We start from the raw sequence: 19267 nt of genomic DNA, 5'->3' as shown, positions 1-19267 counted from the left end.
AGGCGACTCGCCAGACCCCTGCGCAAGTCGTCACACGACGTTCACACGGCCGTCCCCTCCGCTCGGCAGACCTGGTTCAGTCGCGGCCGAGGGCGCCCTTCACCCGCTCGGTGACCTCGGTCGCCATCGCCTTCGCGGAGTCCTTCACGACGTCGAACTCGACCGGGTCGCCCTTCAGCAGGCTCTTCGCCGTGTTGATCGCGTACTCCTTCGTGATGTGCGGGGGCAGCGGCGGGACGCTCCGGCTGACGTACGCGTCGATGAGGGTCACCCCCTGGTGGGCGAAGGCCCGCTCGACCGCCGCCTCGACCTCGGAGTCCTCGTGCACCGCGATGCCCTGGAACCCCAGCAGCGTCGCGTACCCGGCGTAGTCGATCGACTCGACGTCCTGCGAGCCGCGCCACATCGGGTTGCCGTCCTCGGTGCGCATCTCCCACGACACCTGGCCGAGGTCGTCGTTGTGCATGACCACGATGACGAGCTGCTGGTTCGGCCAGGCCGCCAGGTACTTCTTCACGGTGATCAGCTCGTTCATGCCGAGCATCTGGAAGGCCCCGTCGCCGATCGTGCACACCGCCGGGCGGTCCGGGAACGCGAACTTCGCCGTCACCGCGTACGGCATCGCCGCGAGCATCGTCGCGAGGCGGCCGGACATGTCGCCGCGCATGCCCTCGCGCAACCGGATGTGGTGGCCGTACCAGTCGGCCGTCGTGCCGGCGTCCGCGGTGACCGTGACGCCGTCGGGCAGCCGGTCGTTCACGGCCTGGATCACCCGGCGCGGGTTCACCCCGTCGTCGTAGGCGACCTCGGACTGGGCGCGCATCTCCGACTCCCACTCGCGCATCTCGTCGGCGACGGTCTGCTGGAAGGACCTGTCGGTCTTCTGCTCGAGCAGCGGGAGCACCGCGTCGAGCGTCGAGCCGACGTCGCCCCACAGGTTCAGCTCGGTCGGGTACCGCAGGCCGAGCTGCTCCGGCTTGATGTCGACCTGGATGCCCCGGGCCTGCCCCGTCTTCGGCATGTACTCGCCGTACGGGTAGTTCGTGCCGAGCAGCACGAGGGTGTCGCAGTCGCGGATCTGGTGCAGCGACGGCAGCGACCCGAGCAGCCCGAGCTGCTGCGAGTGGTACGGCACGTCGGACGGGATCACGTCCTTGCCACGGAGTGCCGTGATGATCCCCGCACCCGCCTTCTCGGCGGCGGCGAGCACCTGGGCCGTCGCACCGCGCGCGCCGGCACCGACCAGGAACGTCACCTTCGACCCGGCGTTGATGATCTCCGCCATCTTCCGGACCTCGTCGGCGGGCGGCGTGATCCGGGTCGACGCGGGGACGTCGCTCGACCGCGAGGCCCAGTGCTCCAGCGGCGGTGCGTCGTACGCCATCGCCTGCACGTCGTGGGGCAGCACGACGACGGCCGGCTGCTTGCGGAGCGACGCCGTGCGGAACGCGGTGTCGAGCACCACACCGACGGCTTCGGGCGTGGCCACCGTCTGCACGTAGCAGGCGACGTCGGCGAACACGCGCTCCAGGTTCGACTCCTGCTGCGTGAACGACCCCATCGCTGCGAGCCCCTGCTGGCCGACGATCGCCACCACCGGCTGGTTGTCCATCTGCGCGTCGTACAGCCCGTTCAGCAGGTGGAAGGCGCCGGGACTCGACGTCGCGACGCAGACCCCGACCTCGCCGGTGAACTTCGCGTGCGCGGTCGCCATCAGCGCCGCGATCTCCTCGTGCGTGGGGCGGACGTACTCCAGGCCGTCGCCCTTCGACGCCGCCTGGCCGAGCGCGCCGTCGAAGGCGCCGATCCCGTCGCCGGGGTACCCGAACACGCGGGAGACCCCCCACGCCTTGATGCGGTCGATGACGAAGTCGCTCACGGTCGTGCTCATGGCACCAGCCTGCGCGGGCGCGCACGGGTCCGTTCACAGGCACCGGTCTGGAGGCCCGGATCACGTGACCGACGTCGGTCACGTGATCCGGGCCTCCAGACCAGGGCCCTGTGCTCGTTGCCGGTGGGTGCTCGCTACTGCTCCTGCGCGATCAGCGGACGCAGCGTGCGGTGCGCGATGCGCAGCCCCTCGAGCACCCGGTCGTCGGTGCCGCCCCAGAGCGGGTCCTCGTGCTCGACGCTCAGCGTGCCGTCGAAGCCCGCCTCGTAGAGGCGGTCGACGACGCGTGGCCAGTCCACGACACCGCGGCCCGGCACCCGGAACCGCCACCAGCCCATGTCCCACGGGTCGTCGCCCTTGTCGACCTTGCCGAAGAACCCGTACTCGTTGCGCCGCTCGGGGAACAGCTCCAGGTCCTTCGCCTGGGCGTGCACGATGTGCTCGGCGAACGGCAGGATCGTCTCGACCGGGTCGATCCCGATCCACGTCAGGTGCGACGGGTCCCAGTTCAGGCCGAAGCCCAGGCCGGTGACCCAGCCCCAGAGCTCGGGGGAGTACGCGATGTTGCCGGGGTACCCGTCGGGGTGCCAGCCCTCCATCACGCAGTTCTCGATGACGAGCCGTACGCCCCGCTCGCCGGCGTAGTCGACGAGCTCGGGCAGGACCCGGTTCCCCTCGGCCATGTTCTCGCGGACGGACTTCGTGGTGTCGCGGCCGATGAACGTGCCCACGTACGGGATGCCGAGCGTCTGCGCGGTGTCGATCGCGTGCTTGAGGTGGGTCCGCACCGCGGCTCGGTGCTCCGGGTCCTGGTGCAGGTTGTTCTCGTAGTACGCGAGCGCCGAGATCTCGAGGCCCGTGCGGTCGAGCAGGGCACGGGTGGCCAGGGCATCCTCGTCGGTGAACGTGGCGACCGGCAGGTGCGCCGCCTCGAAGTCGCGACCGCCGGTGCCGGGCCAGACGGCGACCTCGAGCCGCTCGTAGCCCTGCTGCTGGGCGAACCCGGCGATCCGGTCGAGCGACCAACCGGGCAGGCAGGCGGTCAGCATGCCGAGCTTCACCGGATCTCCCGCCAGGTCGTCTCGGCCGCGCTGCCGATCACGGCCTCGATGATGTCGGCGGAGCGGGCGCCGTCCGCGAACGTCGGCAGTCCGTCGGGGGCCACTCCGGTGCGGACCGCGGTGTAGGTGTCGGCGACGAAGGCCGCGAAGGCGTCGAGGTACCCCTGGGGGTGCCCGGCCGGCACGATCGCCAGCCGGCGCTGGTCCGGGTACCCCTGCGACGGGTCGCGGACCACGATCTGGGCGCCGCGCTCGTTGCCGAACCAGGCCGACTCGGGCTGCTCCTGGTCGAACGCCGCGCTGCCGCGGGTGCCGTCGACCTCGAACCACAGGCGGTTCTTCCGGCCCGACGCGACCTGCGAGATCACGACGTTCCCGATGCGGCCCGTGGCGGTGCGGAAGGTGGCGACGGCGGTGTCCTCGGTGGTGACCTCGGCACGTTCGGCCGCGTCGGCCACCGGGTCCGGGTCGGGGGAGCCGGAGAACGACGGGCCGGACGCCGCCGGCCGCGTCGGGTAGACGATGTCGGTCGCGGCGGACACCGAGGCGAAGCGCTCGCCCGTGACGAACTCGACCAGGTCGCACCAGTGCGAGCCGATGTCGGCGAACGCGCGGGACAGGCCACTCGAGGTCGGGTCGACCCGCCAGCTCGAGGCGTCCTCGTCGAGCATCCAGTCCTGCAGGTAGTGGCCGTGCACCGCGAGCAGCCGGCCGAGCTCCCCGTCGGCGATGCGCGCCCGGATCTCGCGGACCATCGGGTGGTACCGGTACACGAACGGCACGGTGGCCACGACACCGGCCTCGGCAGCGGCGGCGACGAGCTCGGCGGCCTGTGCGGGGTCGATCGCCAGGGGCTTCTCGCACACCACGTTGATGCCGGCCGCGATCACCGCGAGCGCCTGCGGGTGGTGCTGGTCGTTCGGGGTGCAGATGTGCACGACGTCGGGGGCGTCGGCGATGACCTCGTCGAGGGAGGCGTAGCCACGGGGCAGGTCGAGCTGCGCCGCCACCTGCTCGGAGCGGGCGGCGTTCCGGCCGAGCACGCCGAGGACCTCGGCACCGGAGGCCCGGGCCGCCCGGGCGTGGACGCCGGCGATCATGCCCGTCCCGACCACGGCGACACGGAGGCGTCGCCCTTCGTACCCACTGCTCATGGTGCTCCCTCGCGCCGGACTGACACCACCGTAGCGGCCCGGTCATCCACCGGGGCCGATGAGTACCGTCTGCAGCATGTCGAGCCTCCAGACCAGCCTGCTCATCCTCGGAGCCAGCGGCGACCTGTCCAAGCGCCTGCTCCTGCCCGGCCTCGCCACCCTGCTCCAGGTGAAGGACGACTGGGACGTCCAGCTCGTCGGGGCCGGTGTCGAGGACCTGTCCGACGCCGACTGGAAGGCGCAGGTGCGCGAGTCCTTCGAGAACGCGCAGGCGTCGAAGAACGAGGAGGACGAGGGCGCCTCGGGTGACACAGCGCTGCCGGAGCGACTGCAGGCCGTGGTCGACGCCTCGACCTACCGGAAGGCCGACGTCACCGACCCGGACGACCTGCGGGCACTGCTCGCCGCGTGCGAGCACGACCCCGCGATCTACTTCGCGCTGCCGCCGGCGGTCACCGAGAAGAGCTGCGAGCAGCTCGCCCACCTCGACCTGCCCGCCGGCACCCGTCTGGCGCTCGAGAAGCCGTTCGGCACCGACGCCGAGAGCGCCTCGCACCTGAACGACCTGCTGCACTCGTTCATCCCCGAGGAGCGCATCCACCGCGTCGACCACTTCCTCGGCCGCTCCACCGTGCTGAACCTGCTCGGGCTGCGCTTCGCCAACCGCATCATCGAACCGCTGCTCTCGTCGCAGCACGTCGAGCGCGTCGACATCGTCTACGACGAGACCCTCGGTCTCGAGGGTCGGGCGCGCTACTACGACAAGGCCGGGGCGCTCACCGACATGATCCAGAGCCACCTGCTGCAGGTGATGGCCGTCGTCGCGATGGAGGCCCCCGCCTCGATCAAGGCCGACGACCTGCGCACCCAGAAGGAACTCGTGCTGCGGGCCGTCCGACCGTGGGGCGGCGACGTCGTCACGGCCGGCAAGCGCGCCCGGTACACCGCCGGCACCGTCGGGGACCGCCAGCTGCCGTCGTACGTCGACGAGGACGGCGTGGACCCGTCGCTCGGCACCGAGACCCTCGCCCAGCTCACCCTCGAGATCGCGAACTGGCGCTGGGCAGGCGTCCCCTTCACCCTGCGGTCCGGCAAGGCGCTCGCCGCGCAGCGCCGCGAGATCGTCATCACGTTCAAGGACTCCCCGCACGTGCCCGAGGGGCTCACCGGCACCGAGTTGCCCGACCGGCTGCGCATCTGGATCGCCCCGGACGAGATGCAGCTCGAGCTCAACGTCAACGGCGCCGGTGACCCGTACACGATCGACCACACCAGCCTCGAGGTGACCTTCAACCCCGGGCGCCTGAGTGCCTACGGCGAGGTGCTGGCCGGCGTGCTCGAGGGCGACGCGACGCTGTCGGTGCGCGGCGACAGTGCCGTGCAGGGCTGGAAGGTCGTCGGGCCGTTCCTCGACGCGTGGAAGGCCGGCAAGGCACCCCTCGACGAGTACGCCGCCGGGTCGGTCGGCCCCGACGGCTGGGACAACATCGAAGCCTGAGCCCGAGTGGCGGCGTAGCGTCGGGCGACGTGAACACCACCGACGACGTCCTGCAGACCGTTCCCGAACCCGCCGGCGCCGACATCCGTGTCGACGACGTCCCCTACGACCACGAGGGCACCGAACTGCTCGGCGTCCTCGCGAAGGACGCCGCGATCGCGGGCCGTCGTCCGGCCGTCCTCGTCGTGCACGACTGGCACGGCGTAAACGAGCACGTCGAGGCCCGGGTGACGATGCTCGCCCGGCTCGGCTACGTCGCGTTCGGCGCGGACATCTACGGAGTCGGCGTCCGCCCCGGTGACGACACGGCGGCCCAGGTCGCCGGCGGTTTCTACCAGGACCTGCCCCTGCTGCGGGCCCGCGCCACCGCCGGACTCGAGCGACTGCTCGCCGACCCGGACGTCGACCCCACCCGCGTCGTCGTGATGGGGTACTGCTTCGGTGGGTCGACCGCACTCGAGCTCGCACGGACCGGGGCCGACCTGGTCGGCGCCGTGGCGTTCCACGGTGGCCTCATCGCGCACGACCCCTCGGACGCCGCGGACATCCGGGCGAAGCTGCTCGTCCTCACCGGGGGCGCCGACCCCGTCGTGCCGGACGAGGCCGTGCACGCGTGGCAGGACGAGATGCGGGCGGCGCCGGACGTCGACTGGCAGGTCGTGACGTACTCGGGTGCGATGCACGCGTTCGCCGTGCCGGGCACCGACGCTCCGGACCACGGCGCGCAGTACCAGGAGCGTGCCGACCGCCGGTCGTGGCAGGCGCTCCGGGTGTTCCTGGCCGAGGTGTTCGACGAGGAGCCCGTGGCGCTGTGACGGTGCGGCCGTCGGAGACCGTTCGCGACACGCCGAGCACAGGGGCCGGAGGGCCTCGATTGGCGCCCGGGCCGCACCTGTTGTAGAGTCTTCCACGGCCGCAAGGCCACGCGCTCGTAGCTCAATGGATAGAGCATCTGACTACGGATCAGAAGGTTGGGGGTTCGAGTCCCTTCGAGCGCACAGGCAAGCAGAAGGACGAAGGGCCCCGGTGGATTCCACCGGGGCCCTTCGTCGTTGACCGGCAGCGGCGCGTCTTCGCAGGCGTTCCCCGGTCGACGGGGTGACGATGGTGCGTCGGTCCGTCCGATCGGAGAACGAGGTGCCTGTGCTGTCCATCGACTTCGCGACCCGTGACGCCGAGGTGGCCGCCACGGCCCTGGGGGCGCTGTACGACCGCCCGGAGATCCGTGACGTCGGCCCGCTCTTCCGGTACGAGCAGCACGTGCGCGGCGACGGCGTGATGACCGTCGAACGGCACCACTTCGGCGGCACGATGGAGACGACCGCCGAGATCGCGGACACGCTGGTGTCGGTCCAGGTGCACAGCGGCGACTTCGCCCCGCGCGGGACGGGCGGGGTGCCGAACGGGTCGTTGCACGGCCTCGGCCTGGTCCACAACGACACCCTCGACGTGGACTTCAGCGTCGTCAGCCTGCCGGTGTCGGTCCTGCTGGGGGTCGGATTGCAGCAGCATGGTGCGGAGCGAGGGCGGCTCGTCGTCGACGGCCGGGCGCCTCGTCCGGAACTGGCGGACTACTGGGCGAGTGTCATCGGGCACGCGCACGCGGTCACGAGTGATGAGCGGGCCTTCGGGAACGACCTGGTCCGCGCCGAGGTGTTCCGCCACGTCGCCGCCGCGGCGTTCCAGGTGTTCCCGGTGCACATCGAGCCGGACGCGATCGTCCCGACTTCGGCGGCCGCCGGCGGGGTCGTGCGCCGCGCCGTGCAGTACATCGACGACCACCTCACCGAACCGATCTCGGTCCCCGACATCGCCACGGCCGCCCGGGTGTCGTCCCGCGGGCTGCAGTCCGCGTTCCAGCGCGAGCTCGGGGTGAGCCCGGCAGCCTACGTCCGGCGGGTGCGGCTGGCCGAGGCGCACCTCGAGTTGCTGGTGGCCGATCCGGACGCCGGAGCGACGGTCGCGTCCATCGGGTTGCGGTGGGGGTTCAGCAACGCGACGCGGTTCTCCGCTGCCTACCGCGAGGCCTACGGGCGGTCGCCGAGCCGGGCGCTCCGCGACGAGGTCCCGCGGCAGGGCGACTGAGCGACTGAGCGACCAGGGTCAGGACCCGGGGGAGTACGGCTGGGCCGCCGCGATGACCTCGGATGCACCGGCGATGCCGAACGACGTGAAGAGCGGTGCCCACAGCGCCTTGAGCTGCGCCACGAGCTCGTCGTCGGTCAGCTGCGTCGAACCGTCCACCATGCCCAGCGTCGTGTTGAGGAGCAGCAGGACGGACGGCTGGACCGCGGCCGCGTCGACGTCCGCCGCCGCGACCCCCGCGCTGACGAGTTCGCCTCGCGTCATCTCGAACCAGTCGAAACCGCGCGGCACCGGCACGCCGGCCTTGCCGAGTTCGTGCAGGAGCCGGACCGCGCCGCCCGCGACCGAGCCCCGGCGGACGTCCATCCCGGTGGTCAGGAGGAACACCGTCAGCCGCTCGATGCCCGGCTGCGCGGGGAGTGCGTCGAAGAGTGCACGCCAGCGCTGCTGCTGCAGTTCGATGACCGCCGTCGCCAGGTCCTTCTTCGACGGGAACAGGTGGTACCCGATCGCCGACTTCGGCTTCCCCATCGCCTCGGCGACACGGGAGAACGTGGTCGCCTCGTAGCCGAAGGCGGCGAACTGCTGCCCTGCGGCATCGATGATGGCTCGTCGAGAGGCCTCCATGGCGAGCTGCCGCTGGTTCATCTGGCGCGGTGTCCTTCCTCGCCCGGAGCTGAGCGATCAGTGAACACCACATCCTAGGGCCGCTCACGATGACGGCCCGTCCCCTGCCCGCGTCAGGCGGCGCAGAACGTGTGCCAGGCCACGTCGATCCCCTTCCGGTGCAGCGAGTCGAGTCCGACGTCGAGGTGCTTCCGCTCCGCGTCCACCAGGTGTGCGCACCGGTGGTCCTGGGCGACGGTCTGGGCCTGGCCGAGCGCCGTCACCAGGTCGGTGTCGATGGCGTCGAGCTGGGGCCGGATGGTCGTCAGGTCCGGTGCCGTCGTGGGTGCCATCCACGGGTTGTGCGTCCAGTGGTTGATGAGGCCGCGCTGGACGACCTTGCTCGCGGCGATCTGCGCGCGGATCACCCGGGTCACCAGCACGGGGTCGACGCCCTGCTGCTCGGCCAGGGTCACCGCTTCGTCCACGACGGCCTGTTCGCGCACCGGGTCGGCGACCGGCTTCCCGCTGAGCCACTTCGACTCCGCCACCGGGTCGGCGAGCTCGAGCCGTCGGAGGATGAGCGCGCCGATGGTGTCGAGCTCCGCCGTCGACGCCGTGGGACGGGAATCGTCGTGGGAGATGGTCATCGTGGAACCCGTCGGTTCGGCGGACGTGGGCAGGGGATCGGCGTTCGCCGCTGAAGTCGGCAGGGCGATGCCCGCCGCGAGCAGCCCGAAGGCCAGGGCCGTCGCGGCGGTCCGGCGGGTGCGGTGCCGGGCGGTGGTCGGGGTGGTGGGGTGTGCGGTGTTCACGGGGTTTCCTTCCCGAACCGGCGCCGGACGCGTCGGGTCAGATCGTCGATGATCGGTTTGATGACCTCGTCGTAGAACGGGTAGACGCCGAAGTGGTCGGCGCCCTCGTCGCAGTAGCAGTCCATCGAGATCGCCTCCTCGAAGTTCGAGAAGACGTAGGTGGCACGGTGCGGGAACACGGCGTGCGGCTCGTCGTCACGCGGGGTCGTGGTGGTCACGGCGGCGCTCGATCCCGGTCGGCAGTCCGTCAGCCGGCCAGCCGAGCCGCGGGGACGCCGGGGTCGCGCCCGGAGTCCACCACCGCGTCGATCTCGGTGGACCCGTTGCCCGACCCGACCGTGCGGTTCTGGATCTGGTTGAGCGACCAGTTGCCCGGCAGTGGCTCGAGCTGGTTGCCCGACCAGGCCGGCGACATCCCGGCGACGAACGAGAAGTGCGCGAGTCCGGCGCTGCTCACGGCGGTGCACGTGGCGCGGGAGCCGTAGACGCCCGCCTTGTACAGGTTCCCGCGGTCCCGCAGGCCGGCGGCGACGCCACGGAAGTACGGGACCACGAGCGACTCGTCCTGCGCCGCGGTCGCGTCGAAGTCGGCGGCGAAGTAGACGGTGGTCTGCTTCGGGATCCCGAGCTTCCGGGCCGCGTCGTGGGCGCGGTGGGCGTCGCGGACGCCCTGTTCCTCCGTGAACCACGAGGCAGCGAACCCGCCCTCCTCGAAGATCGGCCACAGCCCGAGGCCGGCGCTCGCCATCACACGGAGTTCCTCGGGGGTCAGGGCCTTGTCGAGTGCCCCGGAACGCTGGTGGTTCGTGAGGTACCGGCCGACGCTGGTGGCACCGGACGCCCGGACGGCGGCCGCGCGGGCGTCGTCGAGGCGCACCGCGGTGTCGGCACCGGTCGTCGCACGGTCCGGGTCACCCGTGCTCGCCGCCAGGGCTGCCCAGGTGCCGGCGTCGCACGTCCCGGTCTGCTCGGCGGGCGGGAACGCCTGGAACTGCTGGAACGCACGGACCACCGCGGCGTCCGCCGCCGAGTAGGCACTGCTGAACACGACGCGCTCGCCGTTCAGCACCAGGAGCGCCTTGACGAGCAGCACCCAGGCGCCGGTGGCCCCGACCCCGACGACGCTCGGGCCCGCGGCACGGAGCGCAGCAGCCGTCCCCGGGCCCCAGGCGCCGTCGACCGTGACGCCCACCGCGACCTGCACCGCGCGGATCGCCGCCGAGTACGTGCTCGTGTCGACGAGTCCGCTCGTGCTGCCGTACGCGCCGCCGGTCGCCTCGGCGTAGGTGCGGTTGAGGTACTGCTGCACCGCGCGCACCGCTCGGGACCCGCCGGAGGCGAGTCGCACGGGGTCGACGGTCAGGAGGGCGCCGAACAGGTGGGCCGACAGCGGGAGTGCGCCGGGCTCGGCACCCAGGTCGGAGCGGAGCGCCTGCACGGCCGCGACGGTTGCTGCGTCGTACTCACCGGTGAGCGTGACGGTCGAGGCACCCTTGCAGACCAGTCCGGCCTGGACCAGCCGGCGCCAGGTCGCGGCGTCGTCGCCCGTCTCGGCCCCGACGTCGCCGTGCTGCTCGAGCTTCCGACGGGTCGTCGGCCCGAACGTCGCGACGACGGGGGAGATGCCGAGCAGCGACTGGGTGGCCTGCACGATCCCGAGCACGGTGCCGCTGCCGGTCAGCCCGTCCTCGTCCACGTGCACCCATCCGTGCAGGTGCCCGAAGGTCGTGTTGAGCCAGCGCTGCACAGCGAGCACGCCCGAGTCGGCGGAGCCGGACGAAGCGGTCGAGCCGGAGGAACCGGTCGACGCGGTGGAGCCGGCCGCGCCTGACGGGGTGGCGGCGTCGGCCGGGGCCGCGAGCGCGGTCGTGACGAGCGGGACGGTGGCGGTGATGCCGATGAGCGCAGTTCGGCGCGAGATGTGCACGGGGGTGCCCCTTCAGTTGCCTCGAGCGTCCGCTGGCCGTCGATCGCGCTGTGCGATGCTGATGGCCGCGGCATGGTCCGAGCAACTTCGTCCCTCAACTTGGGACGGTCCTGCAATTCGGCAGACGATCGTCTGATGAACCGCTCAGTCCCCCCCCGTTCGGGCCGTCCGGCTCAGCGCGCGAACGCCGCCAACCGGTCCTGCAGCGCACGCTCCAGGTACGGCTCGAGCGACGACGCCCACGTCGCCGTGATGTGCGTGCTGTCCCGGTAGACCAGGACGCCCCCGACGACCGCCGGGCACGTGGTGTCGGTGCAGTAGTAGCGGCTCAGGTCGATCGAGGCTGCCCTGCCCCCGGCCGCCCGGAACGCGGCGACGGCCTCGACCGACGAGTCCGTCAGGCCGAGTGCTTCGGCGCGCGACCGGTCGCAGGCGTCCGTCGTCGGCCCGGACATCGTGCTCAGGCAGGCGACGACGTCGGGGCGGGGCACCGGGTTGTCACGGACGGCGATGACGGGCAGCTCGTCACCGGCCGCCTGCTCCCACGCGTCGACCAGGCCGTTGCGGGTGGCCTTGTCGCGGGCCGTTCCGGGCGGCAGGCTGACCGGCATCTGCGTGGTGGAGTGGGTGACGACCAGGGCGTCGGCGTCGCGGTGCTCGCGGACGTAGTCGATGGCGGCGTGCTTCCACGAGTTGCAGCCCCGCATCGACGAGGGGCTCAGTGAGTCCTGCTGCGCGGTGGTGAGGTAACACCCGCCGGCGCCGGCCAGGTCGATCCGCCAGCCGTTGTCGTCGGCGATCTTCTCGTACGCACCGAGCAGTGCGTTGCTGTGGGAGTCGCCGATGACGATGAGGTGCTTCGACCAGCCGGTGGTCTTGCCGAGGACGCAGGGCCGGAACGTGCCGCTCCAGCACTCGGCGCGGTTGTCGTCGTCGTCCTTGGCCACGGCCGGAGCGGGCACACGGACGTCGGCGAGCTCGGGGTCGACGCAGGGGTCGGCGAACCCGATGCGCGCGGCGGCACCGAAGCAGGACTCGTCGTCGTCCTCCTGCTCCGCGGTGACCTGCTTCGTGACCGTGGTCGCGTTGACCTCCTGCACGTAGACGGCGGTCAGGGTGGCTGCCCCGAGCGTCACCACGGTGAAGCTGCAGATGACGGCGAGCGAGACGACGCCCCGGGGCTGCAGGTCCCGCAGCCACGTCGAGAACCGGACCGGTTCCTCGAACCAGATCGTCGTCACGGTGGCCAGACCGATCGCGACGAGCAGCACCGCCGAGCTCGTCGCCCAGTCGAGCGGACGGCCGAGCATGATCGGCAGGATGACGACGAGGGGCCAGTGCCAGAGGTAGAGCGCGTACGAGATCCGACCGAAGAAGGCGACGGGCCGCACCGCACCGACGTCCTCGAACTCGGTCCCCGCACCGAACAGCAGCACCAGTGCCGCACCGGCGACCGGCAGCAGCGCCGCGATCCCGGGGAACGCCGTCTCCGGGGTGATCACGACGAGGGACAGCGCGAGGGCCACGACGCCGATGCCGGTGGCGACCAGGCGGACCCGTCGGGCGACCTCCGTGCGGACCTCGGGCAGGTGCACGGTGGCGACGAGACCGCCGAGTGCGAACTCCCACGCGCGGGTGCCGGTGGAGAAGTAGGCGACGCCGGGGTCGGTGGCGGTCTGCACGATGCTCCACACGAGGGACAGCACGACGACGCTGCCGAGCAGCAGCCGCGCGGTCGCCAACGGCGTGAACCGACGGCGTGCGAGTGCCCCGACGCCGAGCAGCAGGAGCGGCAAGAGGATGTAGAACTGCTCCTCGACCGACAGCGACCAGAAGTGCTGGAACGGTGAGGGGGCGTCGGCCGACGCCAGGTAGTCGACGGCGTTCGCCGCGAGCTCCCAGTTCTGCAGGTACACCGTCGAGGCGATCAGCTCACGCCCGTACTGCCCCCACAGCGCGCTCGGCACGGCGACGAGCACCGCGACGCCGGTGACCACGATGGTGAGGAACGCGGCCGGCAGCAGGCGTTTGGCCCGGCGCGACCAGAACCGTCCGAGCCGGATCGTGCCCGTCGCGAGCTGTTCCCGCAGCAGCAGCCCGGTGATCAGGAAGCCGGAGATCACGAAGAAGACGTCGACACCGACGAACCCACCGTGCAGGGCGCCCGGCCACAGGTGGTAGACGACGACCGCGAGGACGGCGAACGCGCGGAGGCCCTGGATGTCCCACCGCGTGGTGTCGCGCGCTCGGTGCGCGGGGCCCCGCTCGCCCGGCGTTGCTGTACTCACTGCGTCGATCCTAGGAGACGAGGACGGCTCCGCCGGGCGTTCTCGGCGCGGACGCTACGATCCTTCTCCAGAGGGGGGCCGATGGACCTGCGCTGGTTGACCGCGTCCGACGACGAGTTCGTGGCGGAGACGGCGCGACGACCGCGGATGCGCCGCCCGCGACAGGCCCCGTGGTGGTGGAACGCGCTGCTCCTGGCGATCGAGGTCCCGCTCGCGTGGCTCGCGTCCGCGCTCGTGATCTGGGGCACCGGGCTCGTCCACAACGGTGCGGGTGTCGGGGACGTCGTCCGCTGGGCGGCCTGGTTCGTGGTGCTCGTCGCCGGCGTGGTCGGGCTCGTCGTGCTCCTGGTCCGGGGCGAACGACCTCGGACCCTGCGTCCGGACGAGGCTCGGGCAGTGCTGACGGGGGAGGCCAGTGGGTACCCGGTGCGTCCGGTCCGTCCGAAGCCGCTCGACTCGATGATCACCCCGCGCTACTCCGGCATCCGCGTCCACCCCCGGTTCGGCACCGCCCCCATGCACGTCGACGGCGTCCCGGACGTCGAGTTCGGCTGCGTCCTGCGGCGCTGGATGGTCTCGCGGGACTGGACGTACCTGACCGTCCGGCTACCCGGCACGTTGCCGCACCTGCTCCTCGACGCCACGGCGAACGACGGTCGTCGCAGCGACCTGCCGGTGGTGCTCCGCCACCGGCAGCGGATGTCGCTGGAGGGTGACTTCGACCGGCACTTCCGGGTGTGGGCGCCGGAGGACTACGGCCAGGACGCGCTGTACGTCCTCACCCCTGACGTGATGGCGGCGCTCGTCGACCACGCGGCCGGCTGGAACGTCGAGATGGTCGACGACCGGCTGGTCTTCTCGGCGCCGGGGACCGCGGACTGGTCGCGCCCTGCGCCGTGGATGCAGGTCGAGGCAGTCCTGGGCGAGGTCGTGCCCCGTGTCGTGCGCGCCGCCTCCAGGTACCAGGACGACCGCTCGCTGCTCGAGGACGGGCACGCCGACGCGATCGCCGCTGCGGGGCGTCGCCTGGTGCTCCGCGACCGGCGGAAGAGCCGTCTGCGAGCGACGTGGGCGGGGGCCGTGTGGATGGGCGTCGTCTGCGTGTCCTACAGCGGACCGTTGGCCGTCGCGGTGGTCGGTTCGCTCTCGGTCCTCGACCACTGACCGTCGACGTGGCCCCGGTACGGACGGGAGGCCCGTGGCGGTGTCGCCATGGGCCTCCCGTCCGTCAGATGGTGCGTCGACTACGCGACGGTCGCGCGCGCCTCGGCCAGCGACGGGTAGTCGGTGTAGCCCTCGGCGGTCGCGCCGTAGAAGAGCTCCGGACGCGGCTCGTTGAGCTCGGCGTCGTGCTCCCAGCGGTGCGCGAGGTCCGGGTTGGCGATCGCGGCGCGGCCCACGGCGACGGCGTCGGCGTGGTCGCCGTCGACGATCGCGATGGCCTCGTCGCGGGTGGTGAGCGACGAGAAGCCCGAGTTCACGATGAACGGCGCGCCCGCGGTACGGCGGACGTGCTGCACCAGGTCACCGGTCGGCTCGGCGTGCAGGACGTCGACGAAGGCGAGCCCCAGCGGCGCGAGGCCCTCGGCGACGGCGGTGTAGGTGGCGCGCACGTCGTCGGCGTCGTCCTCGATGACGCCCTGGATCCCGTGCTCGGGCGACAGGCGGATGCCGGTGCGGTCGGCGCCGATGGCGTCGGCGATGGCGGTGGTGACCTCGATCGCGAAGCGTGCGCGGTTCTCGGGGGAGCCGCCGTACTGGTCGGTGCGGGTGTTCGACACCGGCGACATGAACTCGTGCACCAGGTAGCCGTTGGCGCCGTGGACCTCGACCCCGTCGAGTCCGGCGGCGATCGCGTTGCGGGCGGCCTGCACGAAGCCCTGCACGGCCTCCTGCACCTCGGCGGTGGTCAGCTCGTGCGGGACGGGCATGTCGGCCTTCGAGCCGTCGGCCAGGTGCGTCTGCCCGGGGGCGGCGATGGCGGACGGGGCGACGATGCGCGGGGTCTGCGAGATGTCGGTGTGCGAGACGCGGCCGCCGTGCATGAGCTGCATGACGATGGTGCCGCCGGCGGCGTGCACGGCGTCGGTCACGCGGCGCCAGCCGGCGATCTGGTCGTCGGTCTCGATGCCGGGCTGCCCGGGGTAGGAGCGGCCCTCCTGCACGGGCCAGGTGCCCTCGGTGATGATCATGCCGAGGCCGGCGCGCTGCCGGTAGTGCTCGACGAGTAGGTCGTTCGGGACGCCGTGCTCGCCGGCGCGGGTGCGCGTGAGCGGGGCCATGACGACGCGGTTCGACAGGGACAGGGCGCCGATGGAGGCGGGTTCGAAGAGCTTCACGTCAGGGCGAACGACGAGTTGTCCCATGCAATTCCGCCTCGGAGCACTTCTTCAGGCAGTGCGGTCAGTCGCGCGGGCACACCAGCGTCGACGAGCGGACCTGACCCTCGGGCCGGATCACCTGGTGCTGCGAGAGGGGCTTGCCGCAGAGGGGGCAGCCCCGGTCGATCGTCCGGTCGTCGATGCCCTCGGGGCGACCGGCGCCGATCTGCGAGGGGCCCATCTTGTTGATGAGCGTCGTGTTCCACCGTTCGTACCACTGGCCGAAGCGTCCCACGGTGCATCCTTTCGTTCGTGCACGAATCATTATGGCACTGATGGCCGCGGATCACACCTGGTCGACGCGCTCCAGTAGCTCCGTCAGCTCGTCCTTCAGGGACTCGAGTCGGGCGAGTGGCCACCCGAGCCGGTCGGCGACGGCGAGCGGCACCGCCTGCGCTCGGTCGCGCAGGGCGTGCCCGGCGGTCGTCAGGGACACCTCGAGTTGGCGTTCGTCGGCGGCGCTGCGGGTGCGGCGGACGTAGCCGGAGGCCTCCAGTCGCTTGAGCAGTGGGCTCAGCGTGGCGGAGTCGAGTCGCAGCTCCCCGGCGATCTCGCGCACCGACCGCGGGTCCCGCTCCCACAGGGCGAGCATCACGAGGTACTGCGGGTGCGTCAGGCCCATCGGCTCGAGCAGGTCGCGGTACAGCCCGATGACACTGCGGCTCGTCGCCGCGAGTGCGAAGCAGAGCTGCCGGTCGAGCGCGAGCGGGTCCGGTGCGGTCTGGGTCATGCCCTCAGGGTACTTCGTTCGTGCACGAAGTGGTGTGGTCGCGACCTGGGGCGGTAGGCGCAACGGCCTGGAGGCCCGGTGCCGGTCTCGTGGACCGGCACCGGGCCTCCAGGGTGGTTGCGCTGGTGCGTCGACTACGCGCGGTGCGCGGGCGGGTGGCCCGAGTCGTGCGCGTTCGCGTCCGGCTCCACGGGGAGCGCGTGGGTGCCGGTGTGCGTGTCCTCGTGGCCGGCGACCGGGTGGGTGCGCTCGAGCTTCGCGCCCTCCACGTCGACGTCCGGCACGATGCGGTCGAGCCACTTCGGGAACCACCAGGCGCTCTTGCCGAGCAGGTGCATCGCCGACGGGATGAGCAGCATGCGGACGACGAAGGCGTCGATCAGCACACCGAACGCCAGCCCGAAGCCGATCGGCTTGATGGTGGACGAGTCCGAGAAGATGAAGCCCGCGAACACGGAGATCATGATGATCGCCGCCGCCGTGACCACCGCGCGACCCGCGTGCAGACCGCGCTGGACGGCCACCTTCGCGCTCGCGCCGTGGGCGTAGGCCTCACGCATGCCGGACACCAGGAACAGCTGGTAGTCCATCGCCAGACCGAACAGGATGCCGATCTCGATGATGGGCAGGAAGCTCAGGATCGGTGCCGGGTCGTGCACACCGAAGACCGAGCCGAGCCAGCCGAACTGGTAGATCGCGGTCAGACCACCGAACGACGCCAGCACGGACAGGATGAACCCGGCGGTGGCGGTGATCGGCACGAGGAACGACCGGAACACGATGATCAGGATGATCAGCGACAGCCCGACGACCACCACGAGGTAGAGCGGCAGCACGTTCGACAGCTTCTCGGACACGTCGATGTTCGCCGACGCGTTGCCCGCGACGCCGAGGGTGACCTTGCCGTCGTCGGTGGAGACGGTCTGCTCGCGCAGGTCCTTCACGACGTTCTCGGTGGAGACGCTGTCCGGGCCGCCGGCGGGCTTCACCTGGAACGCGACGATGTCGCGGTCCTTCGAGGCGCCGATGGGCAGCACGGCCTCCACGTCGTCGTTCTTCGCGATCGCCTGGCCGATGGTGACCTCGGTCGCGGTGACGTCGCTCTTGCTGATCGACTCCGGCAGGGTCGCCACGACGAGCAGCGGGCCGTTCTGCCCGGCGCCGAACTCCTTCTCGAGCGTCTTGTAGGCCTTGTACTGGCTCGACTCGACGGCCTCGGACGAACCGCTCGGCAGGCCGAGGCGCATCTGGGTCGCGGGCAGGGCGATGGTGCCGAGCACCGCGACGCCGAGGACGAGCGTGATGACCGCGCGCCAGCTCGACATCGGCTTGTTCGGGATCCGCGTGGAGTCGGTGTTGCCGATCTTCGCGCGCTCCTTCTTCCGCAGGATCCGCATGCCGATGAGCGACAGCAGGGCCGGGGTGAACGAGGTCGCGATGAGGATCGCGAAGAGCACCGCGACCGCACCGACCGTGCCCATCAGGCCGAGGAACGGGATGCCGGTGATGTTCAGCGCGAGCAGCGCGACGATGACCGTGGCACCGGCGAACACCACGGCGTTGCCCGACGTGCCGTTCGCGAGCCCGATCGACTCGTGCACCTGCATGCCCTGCTTCAGCTGGGTCCGGTGCCGGTTCAGGATGAACAGCGAGTAGTCGATGCCGACCGCCAGGCCCAGCATCACCCCCAGCACGGGCGTGACGGAGATGAACTCGACGACGCTCGAGAACGACAGGGCGGTGAGCGAGGCGACGCCGACGCCGAGCACGGCGCTGACGAGCGGGACCGCGGCGCCGATGACCGTGCGGAGCATCAGGAGCAGCACGATCGCGGCGATGATGACACCGCCGATCTCACCCGGGCCGAGGATCGACGGCACACCCTGTGCGATGTCGTTCGAGACGTACACGTTGACGCCCTGGATGTCGGCCGACTCGGCGTCGTCCGCGATGGCGGTCTTCGTGTCCGCGGGGACCTCGTAGGTCGACTTCGTGAACTGCACGGTGCCGATCGCGGCGCTGCCGTTGTCCGACACGAAGCGGATGTCCTTCGACAGGTCGAGCAGGTCCGAGCCCTGTTCGAGCTCCTGCGCGTTCTCGTCGAGCTTCTGCTTGTTCGTGTCGATCGTCTTCTGGGCGTCGGCGATCTGCTGCTCACCGGCGTCGATCTGGGCCTGCTGGGCGTCGATCTGCGCCTGCGCCTGCTGGAGCTGGGCGGCCGCTGCCTGCGCCTGTGCGGCGGGGAGGGCTGCGCCACCGGCTGCCTGCGCCTGGGCCTTCTGGGCGTCGAGCTGCGCCTGGGCGTCCTCGATCTTCTGCTTGCCGGACTCGAGCTGCGCCTTCTGGGCGTCGAGCTGGTCCTGGCCGGTCTCGATCTTCGCGCGACCGGACTCGATCTGGTCACGGCCGTCGACGATCTTCTGCCGCTGGTCGTCGAGCTGCTGCTGGGTGTCGAAGCCGCTCGTCGTGCCCTTGACGCCGTCGAGCTTCTCGAGGCTGGTCAGGAAGTCGTCGATCTCGGACTGCTGCGACGAGGAGAACGCCTTGCCGTCCTTCGTCTCGAAGACGATCGTGCCGTTGCCGCCGTTCGCCGACGGGAACTTGTCGGCGAGCTGGTCCTGCACCTGACTGGTCTTGGTGTTCGGGATCGTGATCGACGACGAGATCGTCCCGGCGAAGAGCGTGTACGTGACGCCCGCGACGGCCATGATCACGACCCAGGTGATGATCACGAGCCAGTGGCGTCGTGCGGAGAACCGTCCGAGACGGTAGAGGAGACCGGCCATGCGGTTGCCTGCGGTCCTTTCGTGTCAGGTGCTGGTGGTGCGGGG

General features: G+C 71.2%; 16 protein-coding genes and 1 tRNA gene. 5 read left to right on the top strand and 12 right to left on the bottom strand.

The window, feature by feature from the left end; genetic code table 11:
• Window positions 1–76: 76 nt before the first annotated feature.
• From DEJ06_RS02300 to DEJ06_RS02290, 3 genes are all read right to left on the bottom strand, one after another.
• Window positions 77–1891 (bottom strand): thiamine pyrophosphate-requiring protein, encoded by a 1815-nt coding sequence (locus DEJ06_RS02300; protein WP_111038265.1) that lies wholly within the window; start codon window positions 1889–1891, stop codon window positions 77–79.
• Window positions 1892–2025: 134 nt separating this feature from the next.
• Window positions 2026–2952 carry a sugar phosphate isomerase/epimerase gene (locus tag DEJ06_RS02295; RefSeq protein ID WP_111038264.1) on the bottom strand — a complete coding sequence of 309 codons (927 nt, stop codon included), beginning with the start codon at window positions 2950–2952 and terminating at the stop codon, window positions 2026–2028.
• Window positions 2949–4106, bottom strand: a complete 1158-nt coding sequence (locus DEJ06_RS02290; protein WP_035808774.1) for a Gfo/Idh/MocA family protein — start codon at window positions 4104–4106, stop codon at window positions 2949–2951. Before DEJ06_RS02290 ends, DEJ06_RS02295 begins: the two co-directional genes overlap by 4 nt.
• A gap of 76 nt (window positions 4107–4182) precedes the next feature.
• Here DEJ06_RS02290 and DEJ06_RS02285 point away from each other — a divergent pair, with 76 nt between their 5' ends.
• The 4 genes from DEJ06_RS02285 (at window position 4183) to DEJ06_RS02270 (ending at window position 7689) form a co-directional block, all read left to right on the top strand.
• Window positions 4183–5604, top strand: coding sequence for a glucose-6-phosphate dehydrogenase (locus DEJ06_RS02285; RefSeq protein ID WP_111038263.1), 1422 nt, complete (start codon window positions 4183–4185; stop codon window positions 5602–5604).
• A gap of 29 nt (window positions 5605–5633) precedes the next feature.
• On the top strand, window positions 5634–6419 hold the full coding sequence (locus DEJ06_RS02280) for a dienelactone hydrolase family protein (RefSeq protein WP_111038262.1): 786 nt from the start codon (window positions 5634–5636) through the stop codon (window positions 6417–6419).
• Between the two features lie 110 nt (window positions 6420–6529).
• Window positions 6530–6602 (top strand) — tRNA-Arg (locus DEJ06_RS02275).
• Window positions 6603–6747: 145 nt separating this feature from the next.
• Entirely contained in the window at window positions 6748–7689 is a 942-nt protein-coding gene (locus DEJ06_RS02270; RefSeq protein WP_146245779.1) for an AraC family transcriptional regulator, read from the top strand.
• A gap of 18 nt (window positions 7690–7707) precedes the next feature.
• Here the strand turns inward: DEJ06_RS02270 and DEJ06_RS02265 are convergent, their stop codons facing one another.
• The 5 genes from DEJ06_RS02265 to DEJ06_RS02245 all read right to left on the bottom strand — a co-directional run bounded on the left by DEJ06_RS02265 (window position 7708) and on the right by DEJ06_RS02245 (window position 13325).
• Complete coding sequence (locus tag DEJ06_RS02265) at window positions 7708–8337, bottom strand: TetR/AcrR family transcriptional regulator (protein ID WP_071406472.1); 630 nt, start codon at window positions 8335–8337, stop codon at window positions 7708–7710.
• Window positions 8338–8429: 92 nt separating this feature from the next.
• Window positions 8430–9110, bottom strand: coding sequence for a gamma subclass chorismate mutase AroQ (gene aroQ, locus DEJ06_RS02260; RefSeq protein ID WP_258372400.1), 681 nt, complete (start codon window positions 9108–9110; stop codon window positions 8430–8432).
• Window positions 9107–9328 carry a hypothetical protein gene (locus tag DEJ06_RS02255; protein WP_071406470.1) on the bottom strand — a complete coding sequence of 74 codons (222 nt, stop codon included), beginning with the start codon at window positions 9326–9328 and terminating at the stop codon, window positions 9107–9109. Before DEJ06_RS02255 ends, aroQ begins: the two co-directional genes overlap by 4 nt.
• Window positions 9329–9357: 29 nt before the next feature.
• Complete coding sequence (locus DEJ06_RS02250; RefSeq protein ID WP_111038260.1) at window positions 9358–11037, bottom strand: glycoside hydrolase domain-containing protein; 1680 nt, start codon at window positions 11035–11037, stop codon at window positions 9358–9360.
• 173 nt (window positions 11038–11210) lie between these two features.
• Entirely contained in the window at window positions 11211–13325 is a 2115-nt protein-coding gene (locus tag DEJ06_RS02245; RefSeq protein WP_111038259.1) for an acyltransferase family protein, read from the bottom strand.
• A gap of 81 nt (window positions 13326–13406) precedes the next feature.
• Here DEJ06_RS02245 and DEJ06_RS02240 point away from each other — a divergent pair, with 81 nt between their 5' ends.
• On the top strand, window positions 13407–14489 hold the full coding sequence (locus DEJ06_RS02240) for a hypothetical protein (protein ID WP_111038258.1): 1083 nt from the start codon (window positions 13407–13409) through the stop codon (window positions 14487–14489).
• A gap of 80 nt (window positions 14490–14569) precedes the next feature.
• Here DEJ06_RS02240 and DEJ06_RS02235 read toward each other — a convergent pair whose 3' ends face one another.
• From DEJ06_RS02235 to DEJ06_RS02220, 4 genes are all read right to left on the bottom strand, one after another.
• On the bottom strand, window positions 14570–15691 hold the full coding sequence (locus DEJ06_RS02235; RefSeq protein WP_111038257.1) for an alkene reductase: 1122 nt from the start codon (window positions 15689–15691) through the stop codon (window positions 14570–14572).
• A gap of 37 nt (window positions 15692–15728) precedes the next feature.
• Window positions 15729–15941 (bottom strand): hypothetical protein, encoded by a 213-nt coding sequence (locus DEJ06_RS02230; RefSeq protein WP_027466129.1) that lies wholly within the window; start codon window positions 15939–15941, stop codon window positions 15729–15731.
• A 51-nt stretch (window positions 15942–15992) separates the two neighbouring features.
• Window positions 15993–16436 (bottom strand): MarR family winged helix-turn-helix transcriptional regulator, encoded by a 444-nt coding sequence (locus DEJ06_RS02225; RefSeq protein ID WP_017888357.1) that lies wholly within the window; start codon window positions 16434–16436, stop codon window positions 15993–15995.
• A gap of 134 nt (window positions 16437–16570) precedes the next feature.
• A complete protein-coding gene (locus DEJ06_RS02220) occupies window positions 16571–19222 on the bottom strand; it encodes an MMPL family transporter (RefSeq protein ID WP_111038256.1) in 2652 nt (883 codons plus the stop codon).
• Window positions 19223–19267: the final 45 nt, after the last annotated feature.

The sequence above is a fragment of the Curtobacterium sp. MCLR17_051 genome, assembly GCF_003234395.1.
Lineage (GTDB): Bacteria > Actinomycetota > Actinomycetes > Actinomycetales > Microbacteriaceae > Curtobacterium > Curtobacterium flaccumfaciens.
The sequence above is the reverse complement of the archived record's forward strand: the minus strand, read 5'-3'. Positions and strand labels throughout refer to the sequence as shown.